Origin of the sequence: Rhodococcus sp. 7Tela_A2 (assembly GCF_049311045.1) — a bacterium.
Taxonomy (GTDB): domain Bacteria; phylum Actinomycetota; class Actinomycetes; order Mycobacteriales; family Mycobacteriaceae; genus Rhodococcus.
This window is the reverse complement of sequence record NZ_JAXION010000019.1, coordinates 14,378-38,141: the sequence shown is the minus strand read 5'-3', so window position 1 is coordinate 38,141 and position 23,764 is coordinate 14,378. Positions and strand designations below refer to the sequence as shown.

The 23,764-nt window shown below is 67.2% G+C and carries 19 protein-coding genes; 9 read left to right on the top strand and 10 right to left on the bottom strand.

What is annotated here, in order from left to right:
- Positions 1–5 precede the first annotated feature (5 nt).
- The gene (locus TVH25_RS05880; RefSeq protein WP_422423569.1) at positions 6–3,431 is read left to right on the top strand and encodes an MMPL family transporter; all 3,426 of its coding nucleotides are present in this window, start codon (positions 6–8) and stop codon (positions 3,429–3,431) included.
- A gap of 34 nt (positions 3,432–3,465) precedes the next feature.
- Here the strand turns inward: TVH25_RS05880 and TVH25_RS05875 are convergent, their stop codons facing one another.
- Positions 3,466–4,116 (bottom strand): DUF1707 SHOCT-like domain-containing protein, encoded by a 651-nt coding sequence (locus tag TVH25_RS05875; RefSeq protein ID WP_169622125.1) that lies wholly within the window; start codon positions 4,114–4,116, stop codon positions 3,466–3,468.
- A gap of 228 nt (positions 4,117–4,344) precedes the next feature.
- On the opposite strand from TVH25_RS05875, the gene TVH25_RS05870 reads away from it, so the two are divergent.
- The 5 genes from TVH25_RS05870 to TVH25_RS05850 all read left to right on the top strand — a co-directional run bounded on the left by TVH25_RS05870 (position 4,345) and on the right by TVH25_RS05850 (position 9,712).
- On the top strand, positions 4,345–5,841 hold the full coding sequence (locus TVH25_RS05870; protein ID WP_169622199.1) for an adenylate/guanylate cyclase domain-containing protein: 1,497 nt from the start codon (positions 4,345–4,347) through the stop codon (positions 5,839–5,841).
- A gap of 71 nt (positions 5,842–5,912) precedes the next feature.
- Positions 5,913–7,046 (top strand): lysylphosphatidylglycerol synthase transmembrane domain-containing protein, encoded by a 1,134-nt coding sequence (locus TVH25_RS05865; RefSeq protein WP_378528207.1) that lies wholly within the window; start codon positions 5,913–5,915, stop codon positions 7,044–7,046.
- Between the two features lie 92 nt (positions 7,047–7,138).
- Positions 7,139–7,693: a YceI family protein gene (locus tag TVH25_RS05860; protein WP_169622123.1), complete on the top strand. Its 555-nt coding sequence runs from the start codon at positions 7,139–7,141 to the stop codon at positions 7,691–7,693.
- A gap of 103 nt (positions 7,694–7,796) precedes the next feature.
- On the top strand, positions 7,797–8,177 hold the full coding sequence (locus TVH25_RS05855; RefSeq protein ID WP_169622122.1) for a DUF3054 family protein: 381 nt from the start codon (positions 7,797–7,799) through the stop codon (positions 8,175–8,177).
- A 68-nt stretch (positions 8,178–8,245) separates the two neighbouring features.
- Positions 8,246–9,712: a peptide MFS transporter gene (locus tag TVH25_RS05850; RefSeq protein WP_169651483.1), complete on the top strand. Its 1,467-nt coding sequence runs from the start codon at positions 8,246–8,248 to the stop codon at positions 9,710–9,712.
- A gap of 40 nt (positions 9,713–9,752) precedes the next feature.
- Here the strand turns inward: TVH25_RS05850 and TVH25_RS05845 are convergent, their stop codons facing one another.
- The 3 genes from TVH25_RS05845 to TVH25_RS05835 form a co-directional block, all read right to left on the bottom strand.
- Positions 9,753–10,490 carry a sulfite exporter TauE/SafE family protein gene (locus TVH25_RS05845; RefSeq protein WP_296550737.1) on the bottom strand — a complete coding sequence of 246 codons (738 nt, stop codon included), beginning with the start codon at positions 10,488–10,490 and terminating at the stop codon, positions 9,753–9,755.
- A gap of 73 nt (positions 10,491–10,563) precedes the next feature.
- A complete protein-coding gene (locus TVH25_RS05840; RefSeq protein ID WP_422423575.1) occupies positions 10,564–12,213 on the bottom strand; it encodes an NTF2-like N-terminal transpeptidase domain-containing protein in 1,650 nt (549 codons plus the stop codon).
- A 114-nt stretch (positions 12,214–12,327) separates the two neighbouring features.
- Positions 12,328–14,100: a penicillin-binding transpeptidase domain-containing protein gene (locus tag TVH25_RS05835; protein WP_422423567.1), complete on the bottom strand. Its 1,773-nt coding sequence runs from the start codon at positions 14,098–14,100 to the stop codon at positions 12,328–12,330.
- A gap of 203 nt (positions 14,101–14,303) precedes the next feature.
- Between TVH25_RS05835 and TVH25_RS05830 the strand changes: the two genes are divergently transcribed.
- Together TVH25_RS05830 and TVH25_RS05825 are read left to right on the top strand one after the other, a co-directional pair.
- Positions 14,304–15,842 (top strand): ABC-F family ATP-binding cassette domain-containing protein, encoded by a 1,539-nt coding sequence (locus tag TVH25_RS05830; RefSeq protein WP_422423566.1) that lies wholly within the window; start codon positions 14,304–14,306, stop codon positions 15,840–15,842.
- Positions 15,839–16,648 (top strand): alpha/beta fold hydrolase, encoded by an 810-nt coding sequence (locus tag TVH25_RS05825; protein WP_422423565.1) that lies wholly within the window; start codon positions 15,839–15,841, stop codon positions 16,646–16,648. Before TVH25_RS05830 ends, TVH25_RS05825 begins: the two co-directional genes overlap by 4 nt.
- A 13-nt stretch (positions 16,649–16,661) precedes the next feature.
- Here the strand turns inward: TVH25_RS05825 and TVH25_RS05820 are convergent, their stop codons facing one another.
- Together TVH25_RS05820 and TVH25_RS05815 are read right to left on the bottom strand one after the other, a co-directional pair.
- Positions 16,662–17,315 (bottom strand): TetR/AcrR family transcriptional regulator, encoded by a 654-nt coding sequence (locus tag TVH25_RS05820; protein ID WP_422423564.1) that lies wholly within the window; start codon positions 17,313–17,315, stop codon positions 16,662–16,664.
- A gap of 138 nt (positions 17,316–17,453) precedes the next feature.
- Positions 17,454–18,677 carry an acyl-CoA dehydrogenase family protein gene (locus TVH25_RS05815; protein ID WP_169622116.1) on the bottom strand — a complete coding sequence of 408 codons (1,224 nt, stop codon included), beginning with the start codon at positions 18,675–18,677 and terminating at the stop codon, positions 17,454–17,456.
- Positions 18,678–18,830: 153 nt separating this feature from the next.
- On the opposite strand from TVH25_RS05815, the gene TVH25_RS05810 reads away from it, so the two are divergent.
- Positions 18,831–19,847, top strand: coding sequence for an energy-coupling factor ABC transporter permease (locus TVH25_RS05810; protein ID WP_422423562.1), 1,017 nt, complete (start codon positions 18,831–18,833; stop codon positions 19,845–19,847).
- Between the two features lie 10 nt (positions 19,848–19,857).
- Here the strand turns inward: TVH25_RS05810 and TVH25_RS05805 are convergent, their stop codons facing one another.
- Genes TVH25_RS05805 through TVH25_RS05790 form a run of 4 tightly spaced genes read right to left on the bottom strand, consistent with a single transcriptional unit; the run spans position 19,858 to position 23,686 of the window.
- A complete protein-coding gene (locus TVH25_RS05805; RefSeq protein WP_422423561.1) occupies positions 19,858–20,331 on the bottom strand; it encodes a nitroreductase family deazaflavin-dependent oxidoreductase in 474 nt (157 codons plus the stop codon).
- Between the two features lie 4 nt (positions 20,332–20,335).
- Complete coding sequence (locus TVH25_RS05800; RefSeq protein WP_378528201.1) at positions 20,336–21,208, bottom strand: alpha/beta fold hydrolase; 873 nt, start codon at positions 21,206–21,208, stop codon at positions 20,336–20,338.
- Complete coding sequence (locus TVH25_RS05795) at positions 21,198–21,866, bottom strand: TetR/AcrR family transcriptional regulator (RefSeq protein ID WP_296550731.1); 669 nt, start codon at positions 21,864–21,866, stop codon at positions 21,198–21,200. Before TVH25_RS05795 ends, TVH25_RS05800 begins: the two co-directional genes overlap by 11 nt.
- A gap of 2 nt (positions 21,867–21,868) precedes the next feature.
- On the bottom strand, positions 21,869–23,686 hold the full coding sequence (locus TVH25_RS05790; RefSeq protein WP_169622112.1) for an N-acyl-D-amino-acid deacylase family protein: 1,818 nt from the start codon (positions 23,684–23,686) through the stop codon (positions 21,869–21,871).
- Between the last annotated feature and the right edge of the window lie 78 nt (positions 23,687–23,764).

Below are 23,764 nucleotides of genomic sequence, written 5' to 3'. Positions count from 1 at the left end.
ATCTAGTGTTCGACCGTTGGGGAACGCTCGTCTATCGCGCGCGCTTCACCGTCATTGCGGTGATGGTGGCGGCGCTGCTCGGGCTCGCCGGGTACGGACTGAGCCTGAACGACCATCTCAGCCAGAGCGGCTGGGACGATCCCGGCTCACAGTCCGTCGCCGCGGCGAAGCTGGCAGACGGCACGTTCGGCCGCGACACCAACGGTGACGTGCTGGTTCTGTACACGGCGCCCGAGGGCAAGACCGTCGACGACCCGGAGTTCGCCGCGAAGGTCACCGACAACCTCAACGCTCTGGTTTCCGAAAATCCCGAACACATTCTCAAGATCAACGGTGCGTACTGGCCCACCGAGACCGCGCCGTCGCTGCCGAGCCTGGCCGACGAGTCACGTCAGCACGCCCTCGCGTCGGTCGCCATCGCCGGCGCGAACGACACGGAGCTGACCGGGAACTTCCGCGACATCAAGGACAAGTTCTACATCGACGGTGTCGACGTCCAGCTCGCCGGTCTGCAGCCCATCTCCGGCGCGCTCAACGACACGATGGCCAACGACATCAAGCGCATGGAGATCCTGGCGATCCCGGCCGTCGGCATCCTCCTGTTCTTCGTGTTCGGTGGCGTCATCGCGGCAGCGCTGCCGCTGATCACCGGTGGTCTGACGATCGTCGCCGCAAACGGCGTCGTGCGGCTGATCACCAATTTCACCGAGGTCAACTCGTTCGTCGCGCCCGTCGTCTCGCTGATCGGACTGGGTCTGGCGATCGACTACGGCCTGTTCATGGTGTCCCGTTTCCGAGAAGAACTGGCCGAGGGCTACGACACCCCCGCGGCCGTCCGGCGCACCGTCATGACGGCCGGGCGCACCGTTATCTTCTCCGCGACGATGGTGGTCACCAGCCTCGGCGGCCTGCTCCTCTTCCCGCAGGGCTTCCTCAAATCCGTCTCCTACGGCGCGATCGCTGCGATTTCTCTCGCCGCCTTGCTGTCGGTGACGGTGCTGCCCGCCATTCTCGGCATCCTCGGCAAGCGCATCGACAAGTTCGGCATGAAGAAGTTCGGCCAGATCCAGTCGAACGAACAGGTCGAGAACAGTTACATCGGGCGGCTCACCCGCTGGGTCATGCTCAATCCGATGAAGGTGACCATCCCGACGGTCATCGGCCTGTTGCTGCTCATCACGCCGCTGACCGGCATCAAGTTCGGCGGCATCAACGAGACCTACCTGCCGCCCGACCACCCGACCCGCGTCGCGCAGGAACAGTTCGACGAGTTGTTCCCGGGACAGCGTGCCGAACCCGTGCGACTGGTGATCCAGGGTGCCCAGGGCGGCGACCTGAACAAGATCATGGAGACGGCGAACGCCGCGCCGGGTCTCGTCGAGGACTTCACGATCACGGGCCCGGCCAAGGACGGCGTGCGCGTCTTGAAGGCCGGTCTGACGGACCGCAACGAGACCGCTCCGACCATCGACTACCTGCATTCCGCGGAGTGGCCAGAGGGCGTCGAAGTGCTCGTCGGCGGTACGCCGGCCATCGAGCAGGATTCGATCGCCGCGCTCCTCGACACGCTGCCGTTGATGGTGCTGGTCGTGGTGTCGCTGACGATCATTCTCATGTTCCTCGCCTTCGGATCGCTGGTGTTGCCGATCAAGGCCGTCCTCATGAGCGCGTTGGGTCTCGGCTCGACGCTGGGCATCCTCACCTGGATCTTCATCAACGGCAACGGCGCAGAGCTACTCAATTTCACGCCGGGACCGATCATGTCTCCGGTGCTCGTGCTGATCATCGCGATCGTGTACGGGCTGTCGACCGACTACGAAGTCTTCTTGCTCTCCCGGATGGTCGAAGCCCGGGCACAGGGCGCGAGCACCACCGAATCCATTCGCGTGGGCACGTCGCACACCGGCCGCATCATCACCGCCGCCGCGCTGATCCTGATCGTGGTCACCGGTGCGTTCGCGTTCTCGGAACTGGTGATGATGAAGTACATCGCCTACGGCATGATCGCCGCTCTCGTCATCGACGCGACGGTCATCCGTATGTTCCTCGTACCGGCAGTGATGAAGTTGCTCGGCGACGACTGCTGGTGGGCACCTGCGTGGATGAAGCGGATCCAGGAGAAGGCCGGCCTCGCCGAACCGATTCTCGCCGACGAACTGATGCCCGAGGACGTGCCCGAACTCATCACGGTCGGCATGTTCGGTCCCGCGACCGTCTCGGCCACCGGTTCACATCGTTTCCCGGCAGGGATGTTCGGCGACGCAACCGACCTCACTCAGCCGCTGCCCAAGATCGCGGCGCCGCGACCGGCGTCCGAGCAGCGCAAGTTCCGCGATCTCACGCCGCAGCCGCGTCGCCAGGGTCCCGGGCGTCCGGTTCCCCGTCCCCCGGCCCAGCGGCCACGTCCGGATCAGCAGCGGGCAGGCGACCCACGTCACCGGGCTGTCGACGGCCGTCCGATGCCGCGCGCAGGTGAGCCGGCGGCTCCGGGCCACGGCTCCCCGCAGCAACTGCCGCCGCAGCGTCGGCCGCAGGGTCCGGCCGGTGCGGGCGACGAACGCCGGGGTCCGCCGCGGCCCCCCCGGCGCCCCGGGGCGCCCCAGGGCCAGGTTCCGGATCAGCTTCCGCCGATGCCGCAGCGACGGGGCGCAGACGCGCCACCCGCCGATCCGGCGCAGGCACAGCCGCCGCAGGGCCGGCCTACGGCAGCGTCCCAGCCGCCCACGGCGGCCATGCCCCCGCTCCCCAGACGCCGACGGGGCGACGTTCCCCCGCCGCTGCCGCAGAACTTCGTGCGGCCGTCCGCCACGAACCCGGACCCGGCCGGCAACCCGCCGGTGAACGGTGGTACCGAGGGAACGCGACAGGAGGGAGAGCCGTCGACGGGTGCCGGGCGGGCACGCGATCCGCAGGCGATCGAGAGCTGGCTGTCGCAGCTGCGCCGAGCTGCTCCCGGGTCGGGGCAGCACGCGCATCGCCCGCCGGAAACCGGACCGCGGCCGCAAGCCGGTCCGCGGCCGGAGCCGGGTTCCCGCCCCCCGGCGGGGTTGTTCCCGCAGGCCGAACCGCGCCCACCGGCGGGGCTGTTTCCGCAGGCCGAACCGCGCCCACCGGCGGGACAGCAGCCGCAGGGCGGACCGCGCCCACCGGCGGGACAGCACCCGCAGCCCCGACCGCGTCCGCAGGCGGGGCAGTACCCGCAGCAGCCGCCGAACCCGCAGCAGCGCCCGCAACCCGGCCAGTATTCGCAGCAGTCACCTCAGCGGCCGGTGCCACGGAACGGTGCCACGGAACGGTCGCCCGAGGCGCCCACCGATTCGGAGCCCGACCACGCGGACGATCCGAACGATCCGCACCGTCGGCGGCACGGCACCGACACCGGCGGGTCGATCAGTGTGAGTGAACTGATCGCGCGCCGGCAGCAGCCCTGAGCCGGACGGACGGAACGGCGGGTGCGCGCGGGTCCTACGCGCCGTTGATGAACTTGCGCAGCCGCATGCCGAACGGGTGCGTGACGTTGAGGTTGCCGCAGAAGATCTTCCCGACCACGACGACGTGCAACGGGCCGAACGGCGCGCCGCCGCGCACTTTCGTGGTGGCGCTCGACGCGACGGTTTCGACACCGTTGATATCGGCGGTGGCTTCGGCGGGCAGCAGGATCGAAATCGAACTGAACGAGTCGTTCACCTCGATTCGCACGACCTGCGTCTGCATCACCGCCTCGGTGAAGTCCAGGTTGACCGACGACGCGAACGTATCGAGCCGGAGAACCGGCGCGACCTCCCACCGGCCCTTGCGGGTCAGGGACGACAAACGTCCCTTGAGCACGAGCGGACCACCGGGCCCGGTCGCCGGGTACGCGGGGGCGGCGGCGGTCGCCTGCTGCTGGGGCAGGAACGCCGGTGCGGCCTGCGGGAGGTACTCGGGCCGCATCTGGATGCCGGGCAGGTCCACGAGAACCTGATTGAGATCACCACGCGTTTTCGCTGCCAGGACGGTGTCCATCCGTTCGGTGAACTCGCCGAGCGAGAGCATTCCCTGTCCTACGGCTCGCTGGAGAAGCTCGCCCACATGTTCGCGTTCGGCGTCCGAAACGCGCAGATCCTTCGGGTCCATACGTACAGAATAGGATCTGTGACACTCTTCGTCCCGACCGGAAGCGCGCGGCCTCCTGCCGGATCGCGGAACCGCAAGTGCCGCCGCGCCGAGCGACTTCTCACCTCTCCGTGGTGCCGAAGGTGACCACGACGCGCTGTGACCGTCCATACAGTGGTTTGATCTGAAGTCGTGCTGAGGTCCTATCGAGCCGTCGCCGCGACACTGCGTAGTCGCTGGCCGCTCTATATGGCCTCGATGGGCGCCTCCAACCTGTTCGGCGCCATGCTGGTGTTCGCGTTCGTGCGGTACGGCGTTCCGTTCGCGGACGACGACTTCGACACCGTCGACCGGGTTCAGAACTTCACCGTGTTCGCGGTGTACCTCGTCTTCGCCGGCATCGTGAGTCTCACCGCTGCGGCGCTGATGCTTCGTTCGGTGGTGCGCTGGCAACTCCGCGGTGGCCCGCCCACCCGGTCCGAGCAGATGGCGGCACTGCACGCGCCGTTGCGTCAGGCGATCGTGCACCTCGGACTGTGGTTGCTCGGCGGCGTCTTGTTCGTGTTCCTCACCGCCGGGGAGACGCCTTCCCTCGCCGTCGCGGTCGCGATCACCGTGGCGATGGCCGCGACGAGCACGTTCGGGTTCACCTACATGCTCGGCGAGCGGATTCTGCGCCCCGTCGCGGCCCGTGCACTGAGCGAAGGCAACTTCGATCGCACCATGGCTCCGGGCGTCGGCACCCGTCTCGCGATGACGTGGGGACTGGGCACCTTGATGCCCGTCGCGGGGATCGTCCTGCTGTGCGTCACCCAGATCACCACCGACTCCGCGTTCTCGTCCGACGCACTCGCCTACGCGGTACTCGCGCTTGCGGTCACGTCCATCCTGCTGGCCCTCGTGCTGTCGTTGCTGACCTCGGCGCAGATCTCCGACCCGATCAAGCAGTTGCGCTGGGCGATCGAACGCGTGCAGCGCGGCGCGTCGGCCGTGCAGGTGGAGGTGTTCGACGGCAGCGAGATCGGACGCCTGCAAGTGGGCTTCAACCGGATGATGGCGGAGGCCGACGAGCGCCGCCGGCTCCGCGAGTTGTTCGGTCAGCACGTCGGTGAAGACGTGGCCCGGCGGGCACTGCAGTACGGCACCGAACTCGGCGGTGAGACCCGCTACGTGGCCGTGCTGTTCGTGGACATGGTGGGGTCGACCGCCACCGCGGCCGAGCGTCCTCCCAACGAGGTCGTCGATCTCCTCAACGAGTTCTTCCGCGTCGTGGTGGAGGTCGTCGATCGGCACCACGGCTTCGTCAACAAGTTCATGGGCGACGCCGCCCTGGTGATTTTCGGGGCGCCGCTCGACCGGCCCGATGCACCCACCGCTGCGCTGGGTGCAGCACGCGAACTGCGCTTCGCGCTCGACGACATCACCGGTCTCGACGTCGGTATCGGTGTCTCGGCCGGACTCGCGGTGGCAGGAAACATCGGCGCGGCCGAACGCTTCGAATACACCGTCATCGGCGACCCGGTCAACGAGGCGTCGCGCCTGACGGAACTGGCCAAGCTCCGTCCGAGCCGCGTTCTTGCGTCGTCGAGCGCACTCTATTTCGCCGACGACGACGAGCGTGGGCACTGGGAACTCGGCGACGAGGTGCAGCTTCGCGGGCGGCGCAGGGTCACGCAGCTCGCCTCGCCCGTCCATTATCCGAGCGGGCCGCGTCCGGGTGACGACTCCGCGGATCGGGTGGGTTAGCACAGGGAGGTACGTCACGGGCGGACGCTAATTGCGGCACCTACATACCTGCGTCGGTTACGGTGAATGGCGTGGCGCAGCCGCAGGACGACCTCTCTGGCCCCGACGCCACACCGCGCCGGGGCCGTTTCCTGTGGATCAAATGGCTGGTCGCGGCGGCTCTGATCGCGTTGCTCACCGCCGAAGCCATCTACCTGTGGCCCACGATGAGCGATTCCTGGAAAGCGCTCACCGGCATCCACTGGGGCTGGTTCGCAGCGTGTGTCGCCGCTCAGATGATCTCCCTGAGCGGTTTCGCGGGAGTCCAGCAGCAGCTGTTGCACGCCGGCGGTGTGCGAGTAGGTCACTTCCGCTCGGCATCGGTGATCTACGGCAGTACCGCCATGGCGGTCACGCTGCCGGCAGGCCCGGTGTTCTCGACCGCGTTCACCTACAGGCAGACCCGCAAGTGGGGCGCGACCCCCGTGGTGGCGTCCTGGCAGCTCGCGGTATCCGGCGTCATCGCGGCGGCCACGCTGGCCTCCGTCGGGGTCGCGGGAGCGTTCGCGGTGGGCACGCGGATCAGTCCGGTGACGCTGGTCCTGTCGCTGGCGGGCCTCATCGCCATGTTCTACGGGCTGCGGTATGTCGCCCGTAACCCGTCGTCGATCGAGGCAGCCGGCACCTGGGTGCTCACCCGTGTCAACAGGGTGTCCGGAAAGCCCGCGGATACCGGCTTCGGCCTCTTCGATCGGGTGCTCGCCCAACTCGAGGCCGTCGAACTCGCGCGACGCGACGCAGTCGCGGCGATCGCGTGGTCGGCCGTGCACCGGGTCTTCGATGTCGCATGCCTCGGTCTCGCGTGCTGGGCGGTGGGAGGTTCCCCGTCGCTCGCAGGTCTGTGCATCGCGTTCGCCGCTGCCAAGGCGGTGGGCAGCGTGCCGTTGGCGCCCGGCGGGCTGGGGTTCGTCGACGGAACTCTGATCGCCACGCTCACCGCGGCGGGTCTGACCGCTCCCCAGTCGCTGGCCGCGGTGTTCGTGTACCGCGCGGTGAGTTTCGGTTTCGTCGCGCTCACCGGCTGGGGCACGATCGCGGCGATGTACCGCGGGGGCAACGCGGGTGAGGACATCGACCCTGCCGCCGAACGTGAGGAACAGGATCGCAGCGCCGTCGCGCGGCGGCGTAAGCCCGCAGACACCTCGGACAACACCGACCTTCTGTGATCTGCGCCACCAAGTAGTTGCGCGCGCAACAAAGTCGTGTCATGGTTGTCGCATCAAGTTGAAGTTTCAATAATCTACGAGGAGACAACGCGATGACGACCGCCACCACCACCTTTCCCGGCCTCACCACAGGGATCTGGGCCCTCGATCCGGTCCACTCCAACGTCGGCTTCACCGTCCGGCACCTCATGGTGAGCAAGGTGCGCGGAAGCTTCGAGAGCTTCTCCGGCGCGATCACCGTCGCCGAGGACGGCACCGCATCGGTTCGCGCCGACATCGACGTCGCGTCGATCAGCACCAAGAACGCCGATCGCGACGCCCACATCCGGTCGGCCGACTTCTTCGACGCCGAGCAGTTCCCCGTCGCGACCTTCGTCTCCACCGGTGTCCGCGCGGACGGCGACGACTACATCGTCGACGGCGACTTCACGCTCCGCGGCGTCACCAAGCCGGTCGAGCTGCGCCTCGAGTACAACGGCGTCAACGCCGGAATGGGCAACGGCCCGGTCGCCGGGTTCGACGCCACGACCGTGATCAACCGCAAGGACTTCGGCATCTCCATCGACATGCCGCTCGAGGGCGGCGGCGCCGTCGTCGGCGACAAGATCACTCTCCACCTCGAGATCGAGGCCGGCCTGCAGGCCTGATCCCCCCGACATCTCCCGCGCCAACGCCCAGGGGCGCCCCGCCGCACGGTGGGGCGCCCGTCGGTGCATTCGGACACGTTCGCCACGGCGCTACCCTGAAGCCGTGAAAAAGTACGCCCCCGCGCTGGTTGCCGACGTGGTCCTGATCCTCGTGTTCGCAGCCCTCGGCCGATCCAGCCACGAAGAAGTCCTCGATCTCGTCGGCCTGGCACGCACCGCGTGGCCGTTCCTCGGCGGGCTGACCGTCGGCTGGTTCCTCGTCGCGTGGCTCTACCGCGACAAGTTCGACGCGTTCGCCGCAGCACCCACCGGCCTTCTCGTCTGGGTGAGCACGCTTGTCGGCGGCATGCTGCTCCGCGCGGCGACCGGTCAGGGAACCGCCACCGCCTTCATTCTCGTCGCCACCGGCTTCCTCGGCGTGACTCTGATCGGCTGGCGACTTCTCGCCCGTGTGGTCCGACGGTCCGATTCTCGGGTCGCGTGAGAACAACCACTGTGTGATTTTTCGAGATCGATTGGCTCGAGGGTGTCCCACGGTGAAACAGTGGATATATGACTGACACCGCTTCAGTGCCGGAGTCGCGATCCGATACGAGGTTTTTCGGCCAGCCTCTGGCGCTGGCCAACCTGTTCGGCGTCGAGATGTGGGAGCGATTCTCCTTCTACGGCATGCAGGGCATCCTCATCTACTACCTGTACTACTCGGTTGCCGAGGGTGGTCTGGGGATCAGCAATGCCGCCGCAACCTCGATCGTCGGCGCGTACGGCGGCACGGTCTATCTGTCGACGATCCTCGGGGGATGGATCGCCGACCGTCTCCTCGGCTCCGAACGGACACTGTTCTACAGCGCGATCCTGATCATGTTCGGCCACATCGCGCTCGCGCTGCTGCCGGGCTTCATCGGTGTCGGCGTGGGCCTCATCCTCGTGGCCGTGGGCAGTGGCGGACTCAAAGCGACCGCAACCTCGATCGTCGGTGACCTCTACGACGAGAAGGACCAGCGCCGCGACGCCGGATTCTCCATCTTCTACATGGGCATCAACATCGGCGCCCTCGTCGGTCCGCTGCTCACGGGGTTCCTGCAGGTCCGGTACGGGTTCCACTGGGGATTCGGACTCGCCGCGATCGGCATGTTCCTCGGCCTGTTGCAGTACACGCTCTACCGCAAGCACCTCGGTGACATCGGCAAGGTTCCGCCGAACCCGTTGCCGGCGGAAAGCCGGATGCGTGTCGGCGGAATCGCACTGGCCGCGCTCGTTCTGGTCGTGATCCTCGCCTCCACCGGCATCATCTCCGCGAACAGTCTGTCCGACATCGTCGTCACCCTGACGGTCATCGCGGCAATCACCTACTTCGTGGTCATCCTCTCGAGCAAGAACATCACCTCGGTCGAACGCAGCCGGGTGCTGTCCTTCATCCCGATGTTCGTGGCGAGCGCCGTGTTCTGGTCGCTGTTCCAGCAGCAGTTCACGATGGTCGCGGTGTACGCCGATACCCGCCTGAACCGCGACCTGTTCGGGTGGGAGTTCCCGCCCTCGTGGGTGCAGTCCATCAACCCGGTGTTCATCATCGCGTTCGCCGGTGTCTTCGCGGCTGTGTGGACCAAGCTCGGGCCGCGCCAGCCGTCGTCGCCGATCAAGTTCGCTGCCGGCACGATCATCATGGGCATCGCGTTCCTGTGCTTCATCCCGATGGCGGGTGGCGGTGCCAACAGCGCCCCGCTGCTCGGCCTGGTCGGCATCCTGCTGCTCTTCACCTTTGCCGAGTTGCTGCTGTCGCCGGTCGGCCTGTCGCTGACCACGAAGCTCGCCCCGAAGAGCTTCCATACACAGATGGTCGCGTTGTTCTATCTGTCGGTCGCCCTCGGCAGCGCGATGGCCGGCACGCTGGCGGGTTTCTACGACGAGACCAACGAAGTGCCGTACTACCTGTGGATCGGCGGCGCCTCGATCGCGGTCGGCGTTGCCCTTGCCGTGGGTTCGCCCTGGATCAAGAAGCTGATGCACGGCGTGAACTGAGTGCCGCCCGGAGGTCTCGCCGCGTTGCCACGGACGCGGTTCACGTGAGCGCGAGCCACGCGGCGAGACCGAATCCTGCCGTCGCGACACCTACGCGAAGCGCGGTCGGCGGGATCCGCGCGACCAGTGGGGGTCCGCACCAGCCGCCGGCGAACGCGCCGAGAGCCATCGCGAGGGCCGCCGGCCAGTGCACCGGCCCGAACACGGCGAATCCGATCGCGGCGACGAGGTTCGCGGTACCCAGCAGATAACTCTTGAGGATGCTGGCCCGCCATATGCTCTCGGACGTGCAGATCAAGGTCACGGCCAGAATCATGACGCCGGCGCCCGCACCGAAGTAGCCGCCGTACACGGCCACGACGAACAACGCAGCGGCGTACGCACGCGGCAGGTCGCGGCCGCGCGCCAAAGCGCGGATACGGGGCTGAAGCAGCAATGCGAGAGAGGCGAGTGCCACCAGATACGGCACGACCGCCTCGAACGAACCGGCCGGTGCGACGAGCAGCACCCCGGCTCCGATGGCGCCGCCCAACGCGGCGTAGGCCGTCCACCTCCACACCCGCGGCCCGGTATCGACGACTTCACGAACGGAGTTGGTGAGCGCTCCGACGCCGACGCCGACCATCGCGACCGTGTTCGTCACGTTCGCCGCGACCGGCGGCAACCCGACGGCGAGCAGTGCCGGATACGACACCAATGATGCGAGCCCCGTGACGAATCCGACCACTCCCGCGAAGAAACCCGCAACCACGAGCAGCAGCAGTTCCAGAACCGTCACGATCGCCGAACCTACCGCCTGCCGCCCCCGGTCGCCCGGACGGGCGTTCCGCCGGGACGGTCGCCGGGCGAGGTCAGAAAGCCTCGTCCGGCTGCGCGAGTTTGCTGAGGAATGTATCCGCGACCTTGATCGCCCGGTCTCCCCCGTCGGCGTCGGCGACGAATACCGCGAACGCGATATCGCCGCTGTAGCCGTAGAACCACCGGTCGTCCCCGCTCGCGGCGGCGACTCCCGACAGTCCCGCGTGCTTACGCAGGAAGGACGCTGGTCCCTTCTGTACGTTGTCGGCCATCATGCCGCGCAGCGCGTCGACGACGTGCGGGGGCAACGCGTCGACCGGGTCGTTGATCGTCGCGGGCTGACCCTGCACGATCGACGGCGCCACAGCCTCGCCGCGCGCAACGGATGCGGCCAGAACAGCTGCCCCGAGGGGGCTGATCAGCGCGTCGTCGTTGCCGGATCCGGCGAACTGCACCACTCCGGATCGCGTATTGCCGATCTGGCTGGTCTCGAAATCGAAGCCGGGCACGGTGACGTCGAGGCCGAGTCCCAGCCGGCGGGCCGTCTCTGCGAGATCTTCCGAGCTCACATCGGCGCCGTCGATGCCCTTGTCGAGTCCGGCGGCCAACCGGACCGGGTCGAGCGTGCCTCCGGCCGGGTACATGCCGTGGGTCGCGACCGGACCGAGTTCCATCGCCCAGTTGTTCACGTCGGCGGCGAGGACGCCGCCCGTGGACGGCTGGATCGCGACGAGCGCGGTGGGCGTTCCCGTGGTGACCACCGCTTCCTTCGCGGCAAGCTGCACCTTCGAGTCCACCATGGCATTGAGGTCCGGGGGCGGCGGCCCCTGGAAGCCCGCAACCTGGATCGGACCTTCCTCGGGATCTTCGAGCGTGACCGCCCAACCCGCGGTACGGTCGCGTTCGAGTTGCCACGCCGAGCGCAGCGTATCGAGCAACGGCGTGGAGATCCGTCGATCGGCACTGATCAGCGTGGGAGTCTGGATCACTTCGACACCGGGGATCGACTCGATGTCGCTCCCGAGGAACTGATAGTCCTGGTCCCGCAGTTTGACGGCGGTGATCCGGTTGCCGGGGTCGTTCGCGAGCCGGTCCTGCATCAGTTGCGCGGTGATGACCGGCGCGACAGGTGCGAGCACCTCGGCCAGCCGGGTCGTGGTCGCGCCGGGGTCGGGCATGGCGGCGGGATCGAGCACGACGGCGTTGATCGTCTGTTCCTCCATGAGGAGGCGGCCCGTGCGGTCGAAGATCTTCGGGGGCGCGGCGTCGGTGCGGACGTGGTGAACGGTTCGTCCGCCGCCGAGGTCGGGCACGATGATGTCCGGGTCCCACGACACTCGCCAGCCCACGCCGAGTTTCCTGACCGCACCGTCGACCTGGTAGCCCCAGTCCATGCCCTCGCCGAAATTCCAGGCGGCGGAGAGCGTGAAATACCCGGACTCACTGTTCAGTTCGACGAACTGCGAGACCTCGTAGTCGACCGTGCCGTCGGACAGGCCGTCGAACATCTGCCCGATGGTGCTTTCTGCTGCGCTCGGGTACGACGTGAGCGAGGCCGCTGAGGCAGGGTCACGGGCGTCGAGAGCGGCGACGAAATCGTCGACCAGGCCACGCGCGTCGGTCCGTGAGCCGTTGACCACGAAGGCAGTGACCGCCACGGCGACAACCAGAACGACGACCGCTGTGAGGGCGAGCACGCGCATCCGCCCCCTGCGCCGCCACTCACGAAATCCCATGACAACCAACCTTCACTTCAGCCACAGGAGGAACAAGCACGGCGTGCCTACGAACGAATCACAATTACGCCACACGTCCGATTACCCCCTCAACCACCTGCCGGCGGCTTCGACTGCGGGAGCCGAACCGTTCGCCCCTGCCACGAACACTGCGAAGGCCAGATTATCGCGTGATCCGATGAACCATCCGTGCGCCCCGTCGTTTTCACCGTACTCTGCGGTCCCGGTCTTACCCGTCAGATCGGGGATGTCTCGCAACATACTCGCTGTACCGCCGGTTATCGTCTCGCGCATCATGGTTCGCAGCGCAGCGGTCACTTCGGCCGGTGCCGGAGCGATTTCCTCATCCACGGTCGTCGCACGCCCCTCGACGAGTACCGGCAGCGGAGCGCTCCCGTTCGCCACGGCCGCCGCGACGAGGGCCATACCGAAGGGTGTCGCGGTGACCTGTCCCTGTCCGATCGCCGATTCGACGAGGGCTGCGGGAGTGTCCGTTTCCGGTACCGATCCGGTGACGGTCACAAGTCCGGGCGTGACATAGTCGGCGCCGAGCCCGAACTGGCGAGCCGCGTCCGTCAGTGCGGTCGGAGGCAGGTTCACGGCGAGCTGTCCCATCGTGGTGTTGCACGAGAACGCGAACGCTGTGTGCAACGGCACCGCCCCCAGATCGAAGCTCTCGTCGTTCGGGATCGTGCGGTCCTCGATCGTCGCCACTCCGGGACACGGCAGGACCGTGTCCGGATCCGCGAGGCCGGCCTGAAGCGCGGCCGAGGTGGTGACGACCTTGAAGGTCGAGCCCGGCGGATACAGGCCGGTGAGCGCGACCGGACCTTCGCGGTCGGCGGCGGCGTTCTGCGCGATCGTGCGCACGGCGCCCGTCGAGGGCTCGATGCCGACGATCACCGCGGGAGTGTCGAGGGAGGCGAGCGCAGCTTCCGCCCCGATCTGCAATTGCGGATCGATCGTGGTGGACAGGTCGGGCGCCTCGGGCCCTGTCTCGCCGGCCACCTGCTGCGCGGTCCCGTCCGGCTCGACCCGCTGGACCACCCACCCCGCGGATTCGGCCTGTCCCTGTTCCCACAACTCCACGAGGCCGGACCACACCGGCGAGGCCAGCGCCCGGTCTGCGACCAGCAATCTCGATTGCGGAACGAGCGTGACGCCGGGCAGGGCGGTCAGCTGCTGTTCGATCGGAACCAGGTCGTCCTCGCGCAGCGAGATCGCGGTCAGCGACTGTCCGGGCGCTTTCGCCCGATCGGCGGCGAGAGACTCTGCGGTGATCGTCGGGGCAACGGGCGCGAGCAGCGGTGCGACCGCCGCGGGGTCGGCGTTCGCATCGAGATTTACCAGCGTGACGACCTGCTCGCTGAACAGGGTGCCGCCCGCCCGGTCGTAGATCGTCGGCGGCGCACCCGCGGTGGTCACCAGACGCACTGCTGCCCCGTCCGCGAGTTCCGGGGAGAGCACAGCCGGATCCCAGCGCACTCTCCACGAGTCGGAGTCCTCCACAGCCGACCCCGTCGTCCGGTACGCCCAGTCGCGTCCCTCCCCGAAATTCCACGAGACATCGAGGTCGAAGGTGTTGCCGTCGCCCGTGCCCGCAACGCCGACCACCGGATCGCTGGTGCCGAGGCCGTCGAACATGCCGGTGATCGCGGCGGCCGCGGCCTGCGGGTCGGTGGTGAGCGCGGCCGCTGCCTGCACATCGCCCGCGTCGAGCGCGGATGCGAACTCCGCGGCCACCGTCTCGGGCTGGTCCGGCCCCAACAAGCCGCATCCGGCTGTCACGAGCACGAGGACCGGTGCCACGCCTGCAGAAACCCACTGCCGTCGAATACGCACGACGTCGATCATGCCCAAATTCTCGACGATGTGCCGGACAGTGCGCGCCGCCGGGAGCGTCGGGGTGGGTGTCGATATTCGGTTGCACGACCGTCGTCACACGACCTACTGTGGTACTCGGCCCTGTCACCGAACGAGTGGAGAACTGCGTTGCTCCGGTAGTGGTTGTCGACCACGCGGCACACCCGCGATCGATCCACCTTTCAGGAGCACTCATGTCTTCCCTCTCGGGCATCACGCTGTCCGGCCTCACGTACGACCATCCCGACGGCACCCGCGTCTTCGAGAAACTCGACGCGGCTTTCACACTCGGGCGCACCGGTCTCGTCGGGCGCAACGGAACCGGGAAAAGCACACTTCTCCGTCTCGTCGCCGGGCACCTCCGGCCGCGGAGCGGTGCGCTGACCGTCCGGGGCCGAGTCGCCTTTCTCCAGCAGGACGTCACGCTCGATCCGTCGGTAACCGTCGCGGCGGTACTCGGGTTGGACGAGATTCGAAGGGCCCTGCGGCGAATCGAATCCGGCGTCGGAGACGCCGGCGATTTCGGCATCGTGGGCGACCGCTGGGACATCGAGGAGCGCGCCCTCGCACTCGTGCACCGGCTCGGTCTGGAACGAATCGTGCACGACGAAGGCGACTTCGACCGCACCGTGGGTGGCCTCTCCGGGGGAGAAACGATGCTGCTCGCCTTCACTGCACGGTTGCTCGACGAACCGGACGTGCTGTTGCTCGACGAACCCACCAACAATCTCGACGCGGAGGGACGCGCGCGACTGCACGAGGCCCTCGACCGTTTCGCCGGCACCGTCGTCGTCGCCGGTCACGACCGCGACCTCCTCGACCGGATGGACACGATCGCCGAACTCCGCGACGGGCAACTCCGGCTGTTCGGTTGCGGATACAGCGAATACGAGCAGATCGTCGCTGCGGAACAGGAGGCGGCACGTGCCGCCGTGCGCGACGCGCGCAACGACGTCCGGCGTCAAACCCGAGATCTCGCAACCGCGCAGGCGACCCTCGCGCAACGACAACGGTACGGACGCAAGATGTTCGAGCAGAAACGCGAACCGAAGATCGTCATGGGTGCGCGTAAACGGCAGGCTCAGGAATCGGCGGGACGGTACCGCCGTGAACACGAGGCGAATCTCGACTCCGCGCGAGCGCACCTCGCACACGCGCAGGACGCCGTGCGCGACGACCGGGAGATTCGTGTCGACCTTCCGGAAACCACCGTGCATCCGGGTAGTCGCGTGGCGGAAGGGCCACTCGAGATCGTCGGACCGGAACGTATCGCTCTCGGCGGCCCCAACGGTTCCGGCAAGACGACACTGCTCGACCGCATCGTCGAGGCCGGCCCTCTTGTGCCGTTCGCGCTGCTCCCCCAGCGACTCGACATCTTCGACGACACGCTGTCGGTGGTGGAGAACGCAGAACAGCGGGCGCCTCATCTGCCGCCACAGGAGATCAGGGCGCGACTGGCCCGGTTCCTGTTCCGGGGCAGCGACGGCGACGTGCCGGTCGGTGCGCTGTCGGGCGGAGAACGGCTGCGGGCCGCATTCGCGATCGTCCTCGCGGCAGATCCGCCGCCCCGCCTGCTGCTGCTCGACGAGCCGACCAACAACCTGGATCTGCCGAGCCTCGATCATCTGACGCAGGCGCTGCACGGATTCGCGGGCGCACTCGTGGTCGTCTCGCACGACAAGCGGTTCCTCGACGACATCGGGATCACCCGGTCGGTCACACTGGGCACATGAGTGTCACGACCAACCCCGCCGACGGAATCCGTCTCTCGTACTCCATTGCCGGCTCGGACGAGAAGAACGCTCCCGACGTGATGCTCGTGCACGGGAGCGCGCTGTCCTCCTCGGTGTGGCGAGGTTTCGGCTACGTGCGCGCGCTCGGCGACCGGTACCGCCTGATCCTTCCGGACCTGCGTGGACACGGCCGCAGCGACACCCCGCACGAGCCCGACGCGTACGCGATGGATCGCATCGTCGGTGATCTGCTGGCCGTGCTCGACGCCGCGGACGTCGAGCGCGTGGACTACGTCGGGTACTCGTTCGGCGCGAGGGCGGGGCTGGCGCTGGCCCTGGCCGCTCCGGACCGGGTCGCCGGCCTGGTCCTGCTCGGCGGCAGCGCACGACCACAGCGCGGGGCGATGGACGCGATGTTCTTTCGCGGCTGCGTCGACGTGCTCGAGCGCGACGGCATGGAGGGTTTCGTCCGCGAGTGGGAACGACAGCGGCAGGAACCGGTGGACGCGGCCACGCGGGCGGCGTTCCTCGCGAACGACCCACTCGCGCTGGCCGCGTACTTCCGGCGCTCCGACCTCGAGCCCGGGATCGACGACGAGGCCCTCGCGGCACTCGATGTTCCGACGATCGCGGTCGCCGGGTCCGAGGACCACATGCGCGTGGACGACACCCGCGCGATATCGCGCTCGATCCCGGGCGCGCGTCTGGCCGTGCTGCGTGGGTTCGACCACGCGACGACGGTGGCGGCGCTACCGGAGGTTCTCTCCGTCATCGAGCCGTTTCTCGAGGCCCGGACCGTGCGCTGACCGGGCCTCGCGCTCAGCTCACGGCTGCGGGACGACGGGCAGCCATCGCTTCGCAGACGAGCGCCTTGACCGCGCGTTTCATCACTTCGACGGCGTCCGGCACGGGTAGACGCAGCACGTCGCGGAGCGAAACCCACATCGGCCACGTCGTGCTGATCGCGATCGAACTCTCGATCTGGCAGCGCACTTCGCTTCCCACACCGTCGAGTTCCCGCGCGAACAACACTTGCGCTTCGAACGCCGCCCGCTCGAAGTAGCGCAGACGATTGTGCTGGAGTTCCCGCGAGAACGGCGCCCGAATCTCCGACGATCGGGCGAACGGCGCAATGAATTCGAGCAGTTCGGCCCGCTGGCGGCAATACGCATCGATCCGCTCGGAGAGTGGCAACGACGGATCCACGGGCTCGTACGCGTCGTCCTGGCGCCGTAAGAGTTCGGCGCCGGTCGCCTCGAACAGCTTCTCGAGATCTCCGAAATGACCCCACAGGGACCGCAAAGACACACCTGCGCGCGCCGCGATCTGCGCTCCTGTGGGTTTGAGTTCACCGGCACGGATCAACGCAATATGCGCGTCGATCACGGCCTGCCGCGTGCGTTCGGCACGCGCCGACCGCCCGTCGACATGGCCTGGTGGCCTGATTCCGGTGTCCATATCGTACGCGTACATCGCTCCCCCGATTTCCGCTCGATAACTATGTACCGGCCACTCCCCTCGTCGGTGGCCGGATTGTTGTAGTGCCGAGAATAGACGACACGCCGGGCGAATTTGAGAATGCCCGACGTGTCGTTATCGAAACCAGCGAAATTACCTGGACAGCAATCCCTTCGCGATGTGCGTCACCTGAATCTCGTTGCTCCCCGCGTAGATCATCAGTGATTTCGCATCGCGGGCGAGCTGCTCCACGCGGTACTCGGCCATATAGCCGTTTCCGCCGAACAACTGCACCGCCTCCATCGCGACATCGGTCGCGGCGCGCGACGAGTAGAGCTTCATCGCCGATGCCTCGGACAGGCTCACAGGCTTCCCGGCCTCTGCGCGTTCGATGGCACTGAACACCATGTTCTGCACGTTCACCCGCGCGATCTCCATCTCCGCGAGCTTGAGCTGGATCAGCTGGAACCGGCCGATTTCGCTGCCCCAGAGCTTGCGCGACTTGGAGTACTCGACACATAGCTTCAGGCACTGCTCGATGATGCCCAGCGACAGGTACGCGATCCCGATGCGTTCTGCCGCGAACGATTCCTTCGCGCTGTCCTTGCCGTCGCTCTTGCCGCTGTCCTCGGTCTCCCCGAGGAGTCGGTCCCGGGTGATGCGCACATTGTCGAAGAACAATTCGCCGGTGGGCGAGGAGTTCATGCCCATCTTCTTGAACGGCGGGCTCTGGGTGAGCCCCTCCATTCCCTTGTCGAGCACGAACGCGAGTACTTTGCGATCGCGCCGGTCGACGGAGGCGTTTCCTTCGTCGAGCTTCGCGTAGACGATGATGACGTCGGCGTACGGCCCGTTGGTGATGAACGTCTTCTGTCCGTTGAGGATGTAGTCGTCACCGTCCCGGCGGACCGTGGTCTTCATTCCGCCGAAGGCGTCCGAGCCGGAATCGGGTTCGGTGATCGCCCACGCGCCGACCTTCTCGAAGGTCACGAGTTCGGGCAGCCACCGCTTCTTCTGTGCGAGCGTTCCGCGGCTGCGAATCGTACCGGCGGTAAGACCCAGGCTGACACCGAGAGACGCCACGAGACCGAGACTGACCCCCGCGATCTCGATGTTGAGCAATGCCGCCATTCCGGGAGAACCGCCCATGCCGCCCGATCCGGACGACTTCTCACCCGATTCTTCCTTCGCGAGTGCCCGTTCGAGCGATTCCCGAGCCATCTCGTCGATGCCGAACGTCGAGTACAACTTGCGAATGATGTCGTAGGGCGGCAACTCACCCGACTCGAGCCTGTCGACATGCGGACGGAGTTCCTTCTCGATGAATCCGCGCAGTGCATCGCGGAACATGAGGTCTGTATCTGACCACTCGTACATCTCCGAAATATAGAACACGTTCCGGTTTCTGTATATGCTCCGCATCGTCGGCAGCCTCTCCGAAACCCACCCGGACGGCGGGTAGCCGGGGTTACTGTTTCGTCCCGAACACGCTGCCGGGGAGGTCTCGAAGTGGATGTCGTGGCACTTCACATGAGCGACGGATTGATCGATCCGCGCGCCTCCGTCTTGTTCTATGTCGTGGCAGCGATCGGTGTGTGCCTTGCCGCCTGGTGCGCACGCAGCGATCTCCACGTGCGGACAGTGCCCTTCGCCGCGCTGGTCACGGCGCTGATCTTCGGTCTGCACACGGTTGCCGTCCCGATCCTGCCCGGCGTGAGCGGGTACGTCGTCGGGGCGGCGATCGCCGCCATCCTGCTCGGCCCCTTCGTCGGCGCCCTGAGTATGGCCATCGTGCTCACCGTGCAGGCGTTCGTCTTCGCGGACGGTGGGCTTTCCGCACTCGGTGCGAACGTCACCAACATGGCGCTCGCCGCGGTCGCCGCCGGATTCGTGGTCGCGGTGGCCGCGCGGGCACTTCTTGTGCGTCGCGAGGTTCGCTCGCCGCTCCTGACGCCGGCGCTCGTGTCCCTCGCCGCAGGATTCGTCTCCGTGTTCGCCGCGACCGCAAGTTTCGTCGTCGAATACGCGCTGGGAGGAGCCACCGCCACGCCCGTGGAGAACGTGGCGTACCTGTTCGCGGTGCACATCCCGGTCGCGCTCGTCGACGGGTTGGTGACTGCCCTCGTGGTCGTCGCCGTGACCCTGGTCCACCCGGCGTCCGTCTTCCTGTTGCGAGACCAGTCCCTAGCGGCCCGCCCCGCCGCACATCCGCGCGGGGTGTTGCTCGCCGGGCTGGCATTCGCAGCACTGGTGATCGCGGGCCTCGTCTCCCCGCTCGGTGCGTCCGGGCCCGATGCACTGGAAGCGGCGACTCTGCGGGGGTGCACACGGGGCCCGGACACCGATACCGGCGAATGCATGGCACGCCGGGTCGAAGAACACCGCTTCGCCGGGAGTGCGCTCGCCGGGTACACGGTCGGCGATCGGCCCGGATCCGCCGGCGTCGCGGCACTGATCGGGACTCTGGGCACCTTCGTCGTCGCGGGTGTCTGTTTCCGGGTCCTCGCACCGCGGGAGGAAAAGCGCACCATGGCAAGTGCTGCGTGAGCGACTGCCCCTACCCGGTTTCCGGGGTCAGCACGAACACGGGCAGCGTCCGGTCGGTCCGGCGCGCGTACAGGTCGTAGTTGGGCCACGTCTTCAGCAACTCGGGCCACAACCGTTCGCGCTCTTCACCTTCGGCGACCCGCACCGACACCGGAGTCCGGTGACCCTCGAACAGCACGACCGCCTCGTCTGCCTCGCTCAGATTCAGTGCCCAGACCGGAGGCTTGGGGTGGCCCCAGTTCGAGCCGACGACGAGCCAGCCGCCGTCGTGCGGCACGCACAGCAGCGGAGTGGTGTGTGGCTCACCGGTTTTCCGTCCCCGCACCGTCAGCGCCAGCGACGGCAAGTCCGCGATCTTCAGGAGCGTGAACTTTCCACGGGTGACGCGCTGAATCGTCTTGTCCACGGCAATGATCGGGCGTGAGTAGTTCGGGAGCCAGGGCAGCGCACCGATCCGGATGGCGACCGGACGGAAGGGATTCACGGCGCTACCCTTCCCAGCCGGCCAGCACGGTACGTGCGGCGGTGACGACGGCCAGTGGCTGATCGATCATGGGATGGTGGCCTGCCGCAGGAAGTTCGACCATGAGAGTGTCCGGGCCGAGTTGCCGGCGGATCTTCGCAGCGAGCGCGTCGTCGACGATGCCGTGCTCGCTCCGGAAATAGGCCAGCCGCGATCGGGGCGTCATGTTCTCGAGGCTGCCGCGTCCCTCGCGACCCATCCGGAGATTGTCGAACTTCCACGACCACCCGCCTTCGACCTGCTTCAAGGATTCGCGAGCGATGTGTTCCAGGACGAAAGGCTCGGCTGTGTCCTGCGGTGGGACGAGGCGGAACCGCGCCACCGCCGCCTCCACCGACGGATACACCTTCGGCGGACCGGCATTCGCGGCGATCTTGGCTCGCATCTCGAGTTCTTCGGGAGTCATGTCGCGGATCGGGGAATCGAGGATGATCACACCCCCGAGCCGGTCGCCGTGGAAATGCGCGGTCGCGAAGGACACGATCCCGCCCATGCTGTGCCCGAGCAGCACCGGGCGTCCGGTTATCCCCCCTGCTGCCGCTGCGGCAAGCACCTCTGCGGACCACGCCTCCAGAGAGTAGTGCTCACGGTGGGTGCTGTCCCCGTGTCCGCTGAGATCGAGCGCGACCACTCGGCGTCCCCGGGCCAGTTGCGGTCCGATGTGGTCCCACCAGCCGGAATGCGCCATGCCGCCGTGCACGAGCACCACACCGGGGCCCCCCGCTTCACCCCACGCGCGATAGGCGATGGTCGCACCGTCGACATCGACGGTGCCCTTGTCGACGGGTGTCGCGAGAGCGTCGACAAACCAACCGGGAGCAGCTTCGTTATCGATCATCGTCCGAACTTATGCGAGATGTGACGCCGGTGAGCATTCGGGCCAGCATTTCGATTCGCGGATCCTCCAGTTCGGGCTGGGGATGCACGATCGACGACACCGCCTCGCCGTCGAACATGTGCACGAGCGAGAAGAGGACCAGATCGAACTGCGCAGGCGGCAACCGATCTGCGACCGGCAGCGACCTGCCGAAGTCGGCGATCTGCGCGTGGTAGCGGGCGGCCATCGGAGAGAGGTGATCACGCAGTGCCGGATCGGTGCGGGCCGCGCCGAGAAGTTCGTACCACGCGGAATTCATCGGCGCCCGGCATGCGCGGCGCAACAACAGCAGGCAGGTACGCACCACGTCGACGGTGGTATCGGCACCGCTGCGTTCCTCGAGGCGGCCGAGCACCGCGAGTCCCGCCCGGAAGTTCACGAACTGGCGTTCGCTCACCTCTTCGGCAGCCGCGACCATCAGGTCGAGGCGCGTGGGGAAGTGCCGGAAAACCCCGCCCGACGACACTCCCGAACGACGGCACACCTCCCCGATGGTCGTGGAGGTGTAACCGCGTTCGGCGAGTGAGGCGATCGTCGCGTCGAGGATCCGGCCGATCGTTTCCTCGCGTCGTTCCTTCTGGGTGCGCCGGGGCAGACGCTCACCGTGCAGGACGGGCACTCCTACCCCACCGACGCCTCCGTCGTCCGTACCGGTGCGGGACCGCGCTCCTCCACACCCGCCTTCAGGAAGCGGCCGGTGCCGACGGTGCGCCCGTATCCGTCCACGAACTGCCCGTCACGGAAGACGACCTTGCCCGCCACAGCGGTCGCGGTGACCGCCCGGTCGTTGCGGTTGACCATCCGCCGCAGTCCGCCGAATTGTTCCAGCGGCGCTTCGTGATACCGGTCCGTGTCCTCGTCGAGGCCGGCGGGATCGATGACGACGAAGTCGGCACGGTCGCCGATCCGCAGATGTCCGGCGTCGATCCCGTAGAAGTCCGCGAGTTCTCCGGTGAGCTTGTGGACAGCGGTGTGCAAGGGCAACACCGGCTTTCCGCGTTGCTCACCTTCGTGGATTCGTCGCAGCAGGCAGATGCCGAAGTTGTAGAACGCCATGTTGCGCAGGTGTGCACCGGCGTCGGAGAAACCGAGGGTGATGCCTTCCGTCCGGATGAGCCGGTCGGCCACCGCGGGTCGATCGTTGGCGATCACGGTGTGCCAGCGGAATTCCCGGCCGTATTCCACGACGAGGTCGAGGAACGTGTCCACCGGGTGGAGCTTCCGTTCCCGCGCGACGTCACCGATGGACCGGCCGACGAGCGACTCGTCGGGGCATTCCACGATGCGGGTGTCGTCGAAGTCCCGGTGCCAGACCCTCGGCGAGAACTTCTTCTCGAAATCACGACGGAACCAGCGGCGATAGGCCTCGTCGCGCAGCAGGTCGTTGCGCCCCATCTCCTCCTGGAGATGCAGTGCCGCCCGCCCCGAACCGAACTCCTCGAATACGACGAGATCGATCCCGTCGGAATAGACCTCGAAGGTCGTCGGCAGGTGCTGCCAGCGGAACGCGCCCTTACCGATCTTGTTGGCCGCGTACGCGATCGGGCCGAAGATTCGATTGACCCACCGCTCCGCCTTGGTGTCGGCCGCTGCGAGGACGGAGGTCTTCATCGGCTTGCGCCCGAGTCCGGTGCTCGCCGCCGCGAAGAACGCCACGTCGTACTTCGTGTTGAGATTGGGGACGGCCTGCAGCACACGTCCACGCCTGCGCAGGATCCTGTGCAGGCGACGGAATTCCGACCACGAGGCATGCGTCGAGGGCAATGTGCGGGAGCGGTAGCGGTCGCCGTCCATCTTGTCCCACGGATTCGTCATCGTGGAGACGCCGAGGAAACCCGCGTCCAGAGCCTCCGATACCCGCGCGTCGATCGCGGCGAGTTCGTCGCGGGTCGGCCGATTGGCACCGTCCGTCGAACGCCCCAGACCCATCACCGAGGCACGGATGTCCGAGTGTCCGACGAATGCGGTGATGTTGGGGCCGAGCGGCAGTTCGTTGAGGGTATCGATGTACTCACGCGGCGAGTTCCACGTCTTGGAGCGCTCGAGTGCCGCGAGCACGTGTTCGCGGGGCAGCGCCTCCACGCGGCTGAACAGGTCGGCGGCGTCGACGGGCGGAACGTACACCGTGGAGATCGAGCAGTTTCCCATCAGCACCGTGGTGACGCCGTGTCGCACCGACTCGGGCAGACCCGGGCCGACGAGCACCTCGGCGTCGTAGTGCGTGTGCGTGTCGACGAAGCCCGGCATGACCCAGCGGCCGGCCGCCTCGACCACCTCGGTGCCGGCCCCGACGGGCAGGTCGTCCGACGTCACCGCAGCGACGACACCATCTCGGATACCGAGGTTGCGGACGGCTCCGGGCGAACCCGTTCCGTCGAACCACAGGCCGCCGCGCACGACGACATCGAAATCCTCGTTCTTGTGATCCACACCACTCATGCGGCCGAGTGTAACCCCAAATAGAGGTTGCGCACTCTCCAAATCCCGATGTGCTCCCCCGGGACCCCACTCACCCCC

Coding starts and splice junctions, on each gene's coding strand:
- TVH25_RS05870 (WP_169622199.1), top strand. CDS start 4,345: ATGGCCTCGATGGGCGCCTCCAACCTGTTCGGCGCCATGCTGGTGTTC.
- TVH25_RS05840 (WP_422423575.1), bottom strand. CDS start 12,213: ATGCGCGTGCTCGCCCTCACAGCGGTCGTCGTTCTGGTTGTCGCCGTG.
- TVH25_RS05830 (WP_422423566.1), top strand. CDS start 14,304: ATGTCTTCCCTCTCGGGCATCACGCTGTCCGGCCTCACGTACGACCAT.
- TVH25_RS05825 (WP_422423565.1), top strand. CDS start 15,839: ATGAGTGTCACGACCAACCCCGCCGACGGAATCCGTCTCTCGTACTCC.
- TVH25_RS05800 (WP_378528201.1), bottom strand. CDS start 21,208: ATGATCGATAACGAAGCTGCTCCCGGTTGGTTTGTCGACGCTCTCGCG.
- TVH25_RS05860 (WP_169622123.1), top strand. CDS start 7,139: ATGACGACCGCCACCACCACCTTTCCCGGCCTCACCACAGGGATCTGG.
- TVH25_RS05850 (WP_169651483.1), top strand. CDS start 8,246: ATGACTGACACCGCTTCAGTGCCGGAGTCGCGATCCGATACGAGGTTT.
- TVH25_RS05820 (WP_422423564.1), bottom strand. CDS start 17,315: ATGTACGCGTACGATATGGACACCGGAATCAGGCCACCAGGCCATGTC.
- TVH25_RS05815 (WP_169622116.1), bottom strand. CDS start 18,677: ATGTACGAGTGGTCAGATACAGACCTCATGTTCCGCGATGCACTGCGC.
- TVH25_RS05810 (WP_422423562.1), top strand. CDS start 18,831: ATGAGCGACGGATTGATCGATCCGCGCGCCTCCGTCTTGTTCTATGTC.
- TVH25_RS05835 (WP_422423567.1), bottom strand. CDS start 14,100: ATGATCGACGTCGTGCGTATTCGACGGCAGTGGGTTTCTGCAGGCGTG.
- TVH25_RS05790 (WP_169622112.1), bottom strand. CDS start 23,686: ATGAGTGGTGTGGATCACAAGAACGAGGATTTCGATGTCGTCGTGCGC.
- TVH25_RS05875 (WP_169622125.1), bottom strand. CDS start 4,116: ATGGACCCGAAGGATCTGCGCGTTTCGGACGCCGAACGCGAACATGTG.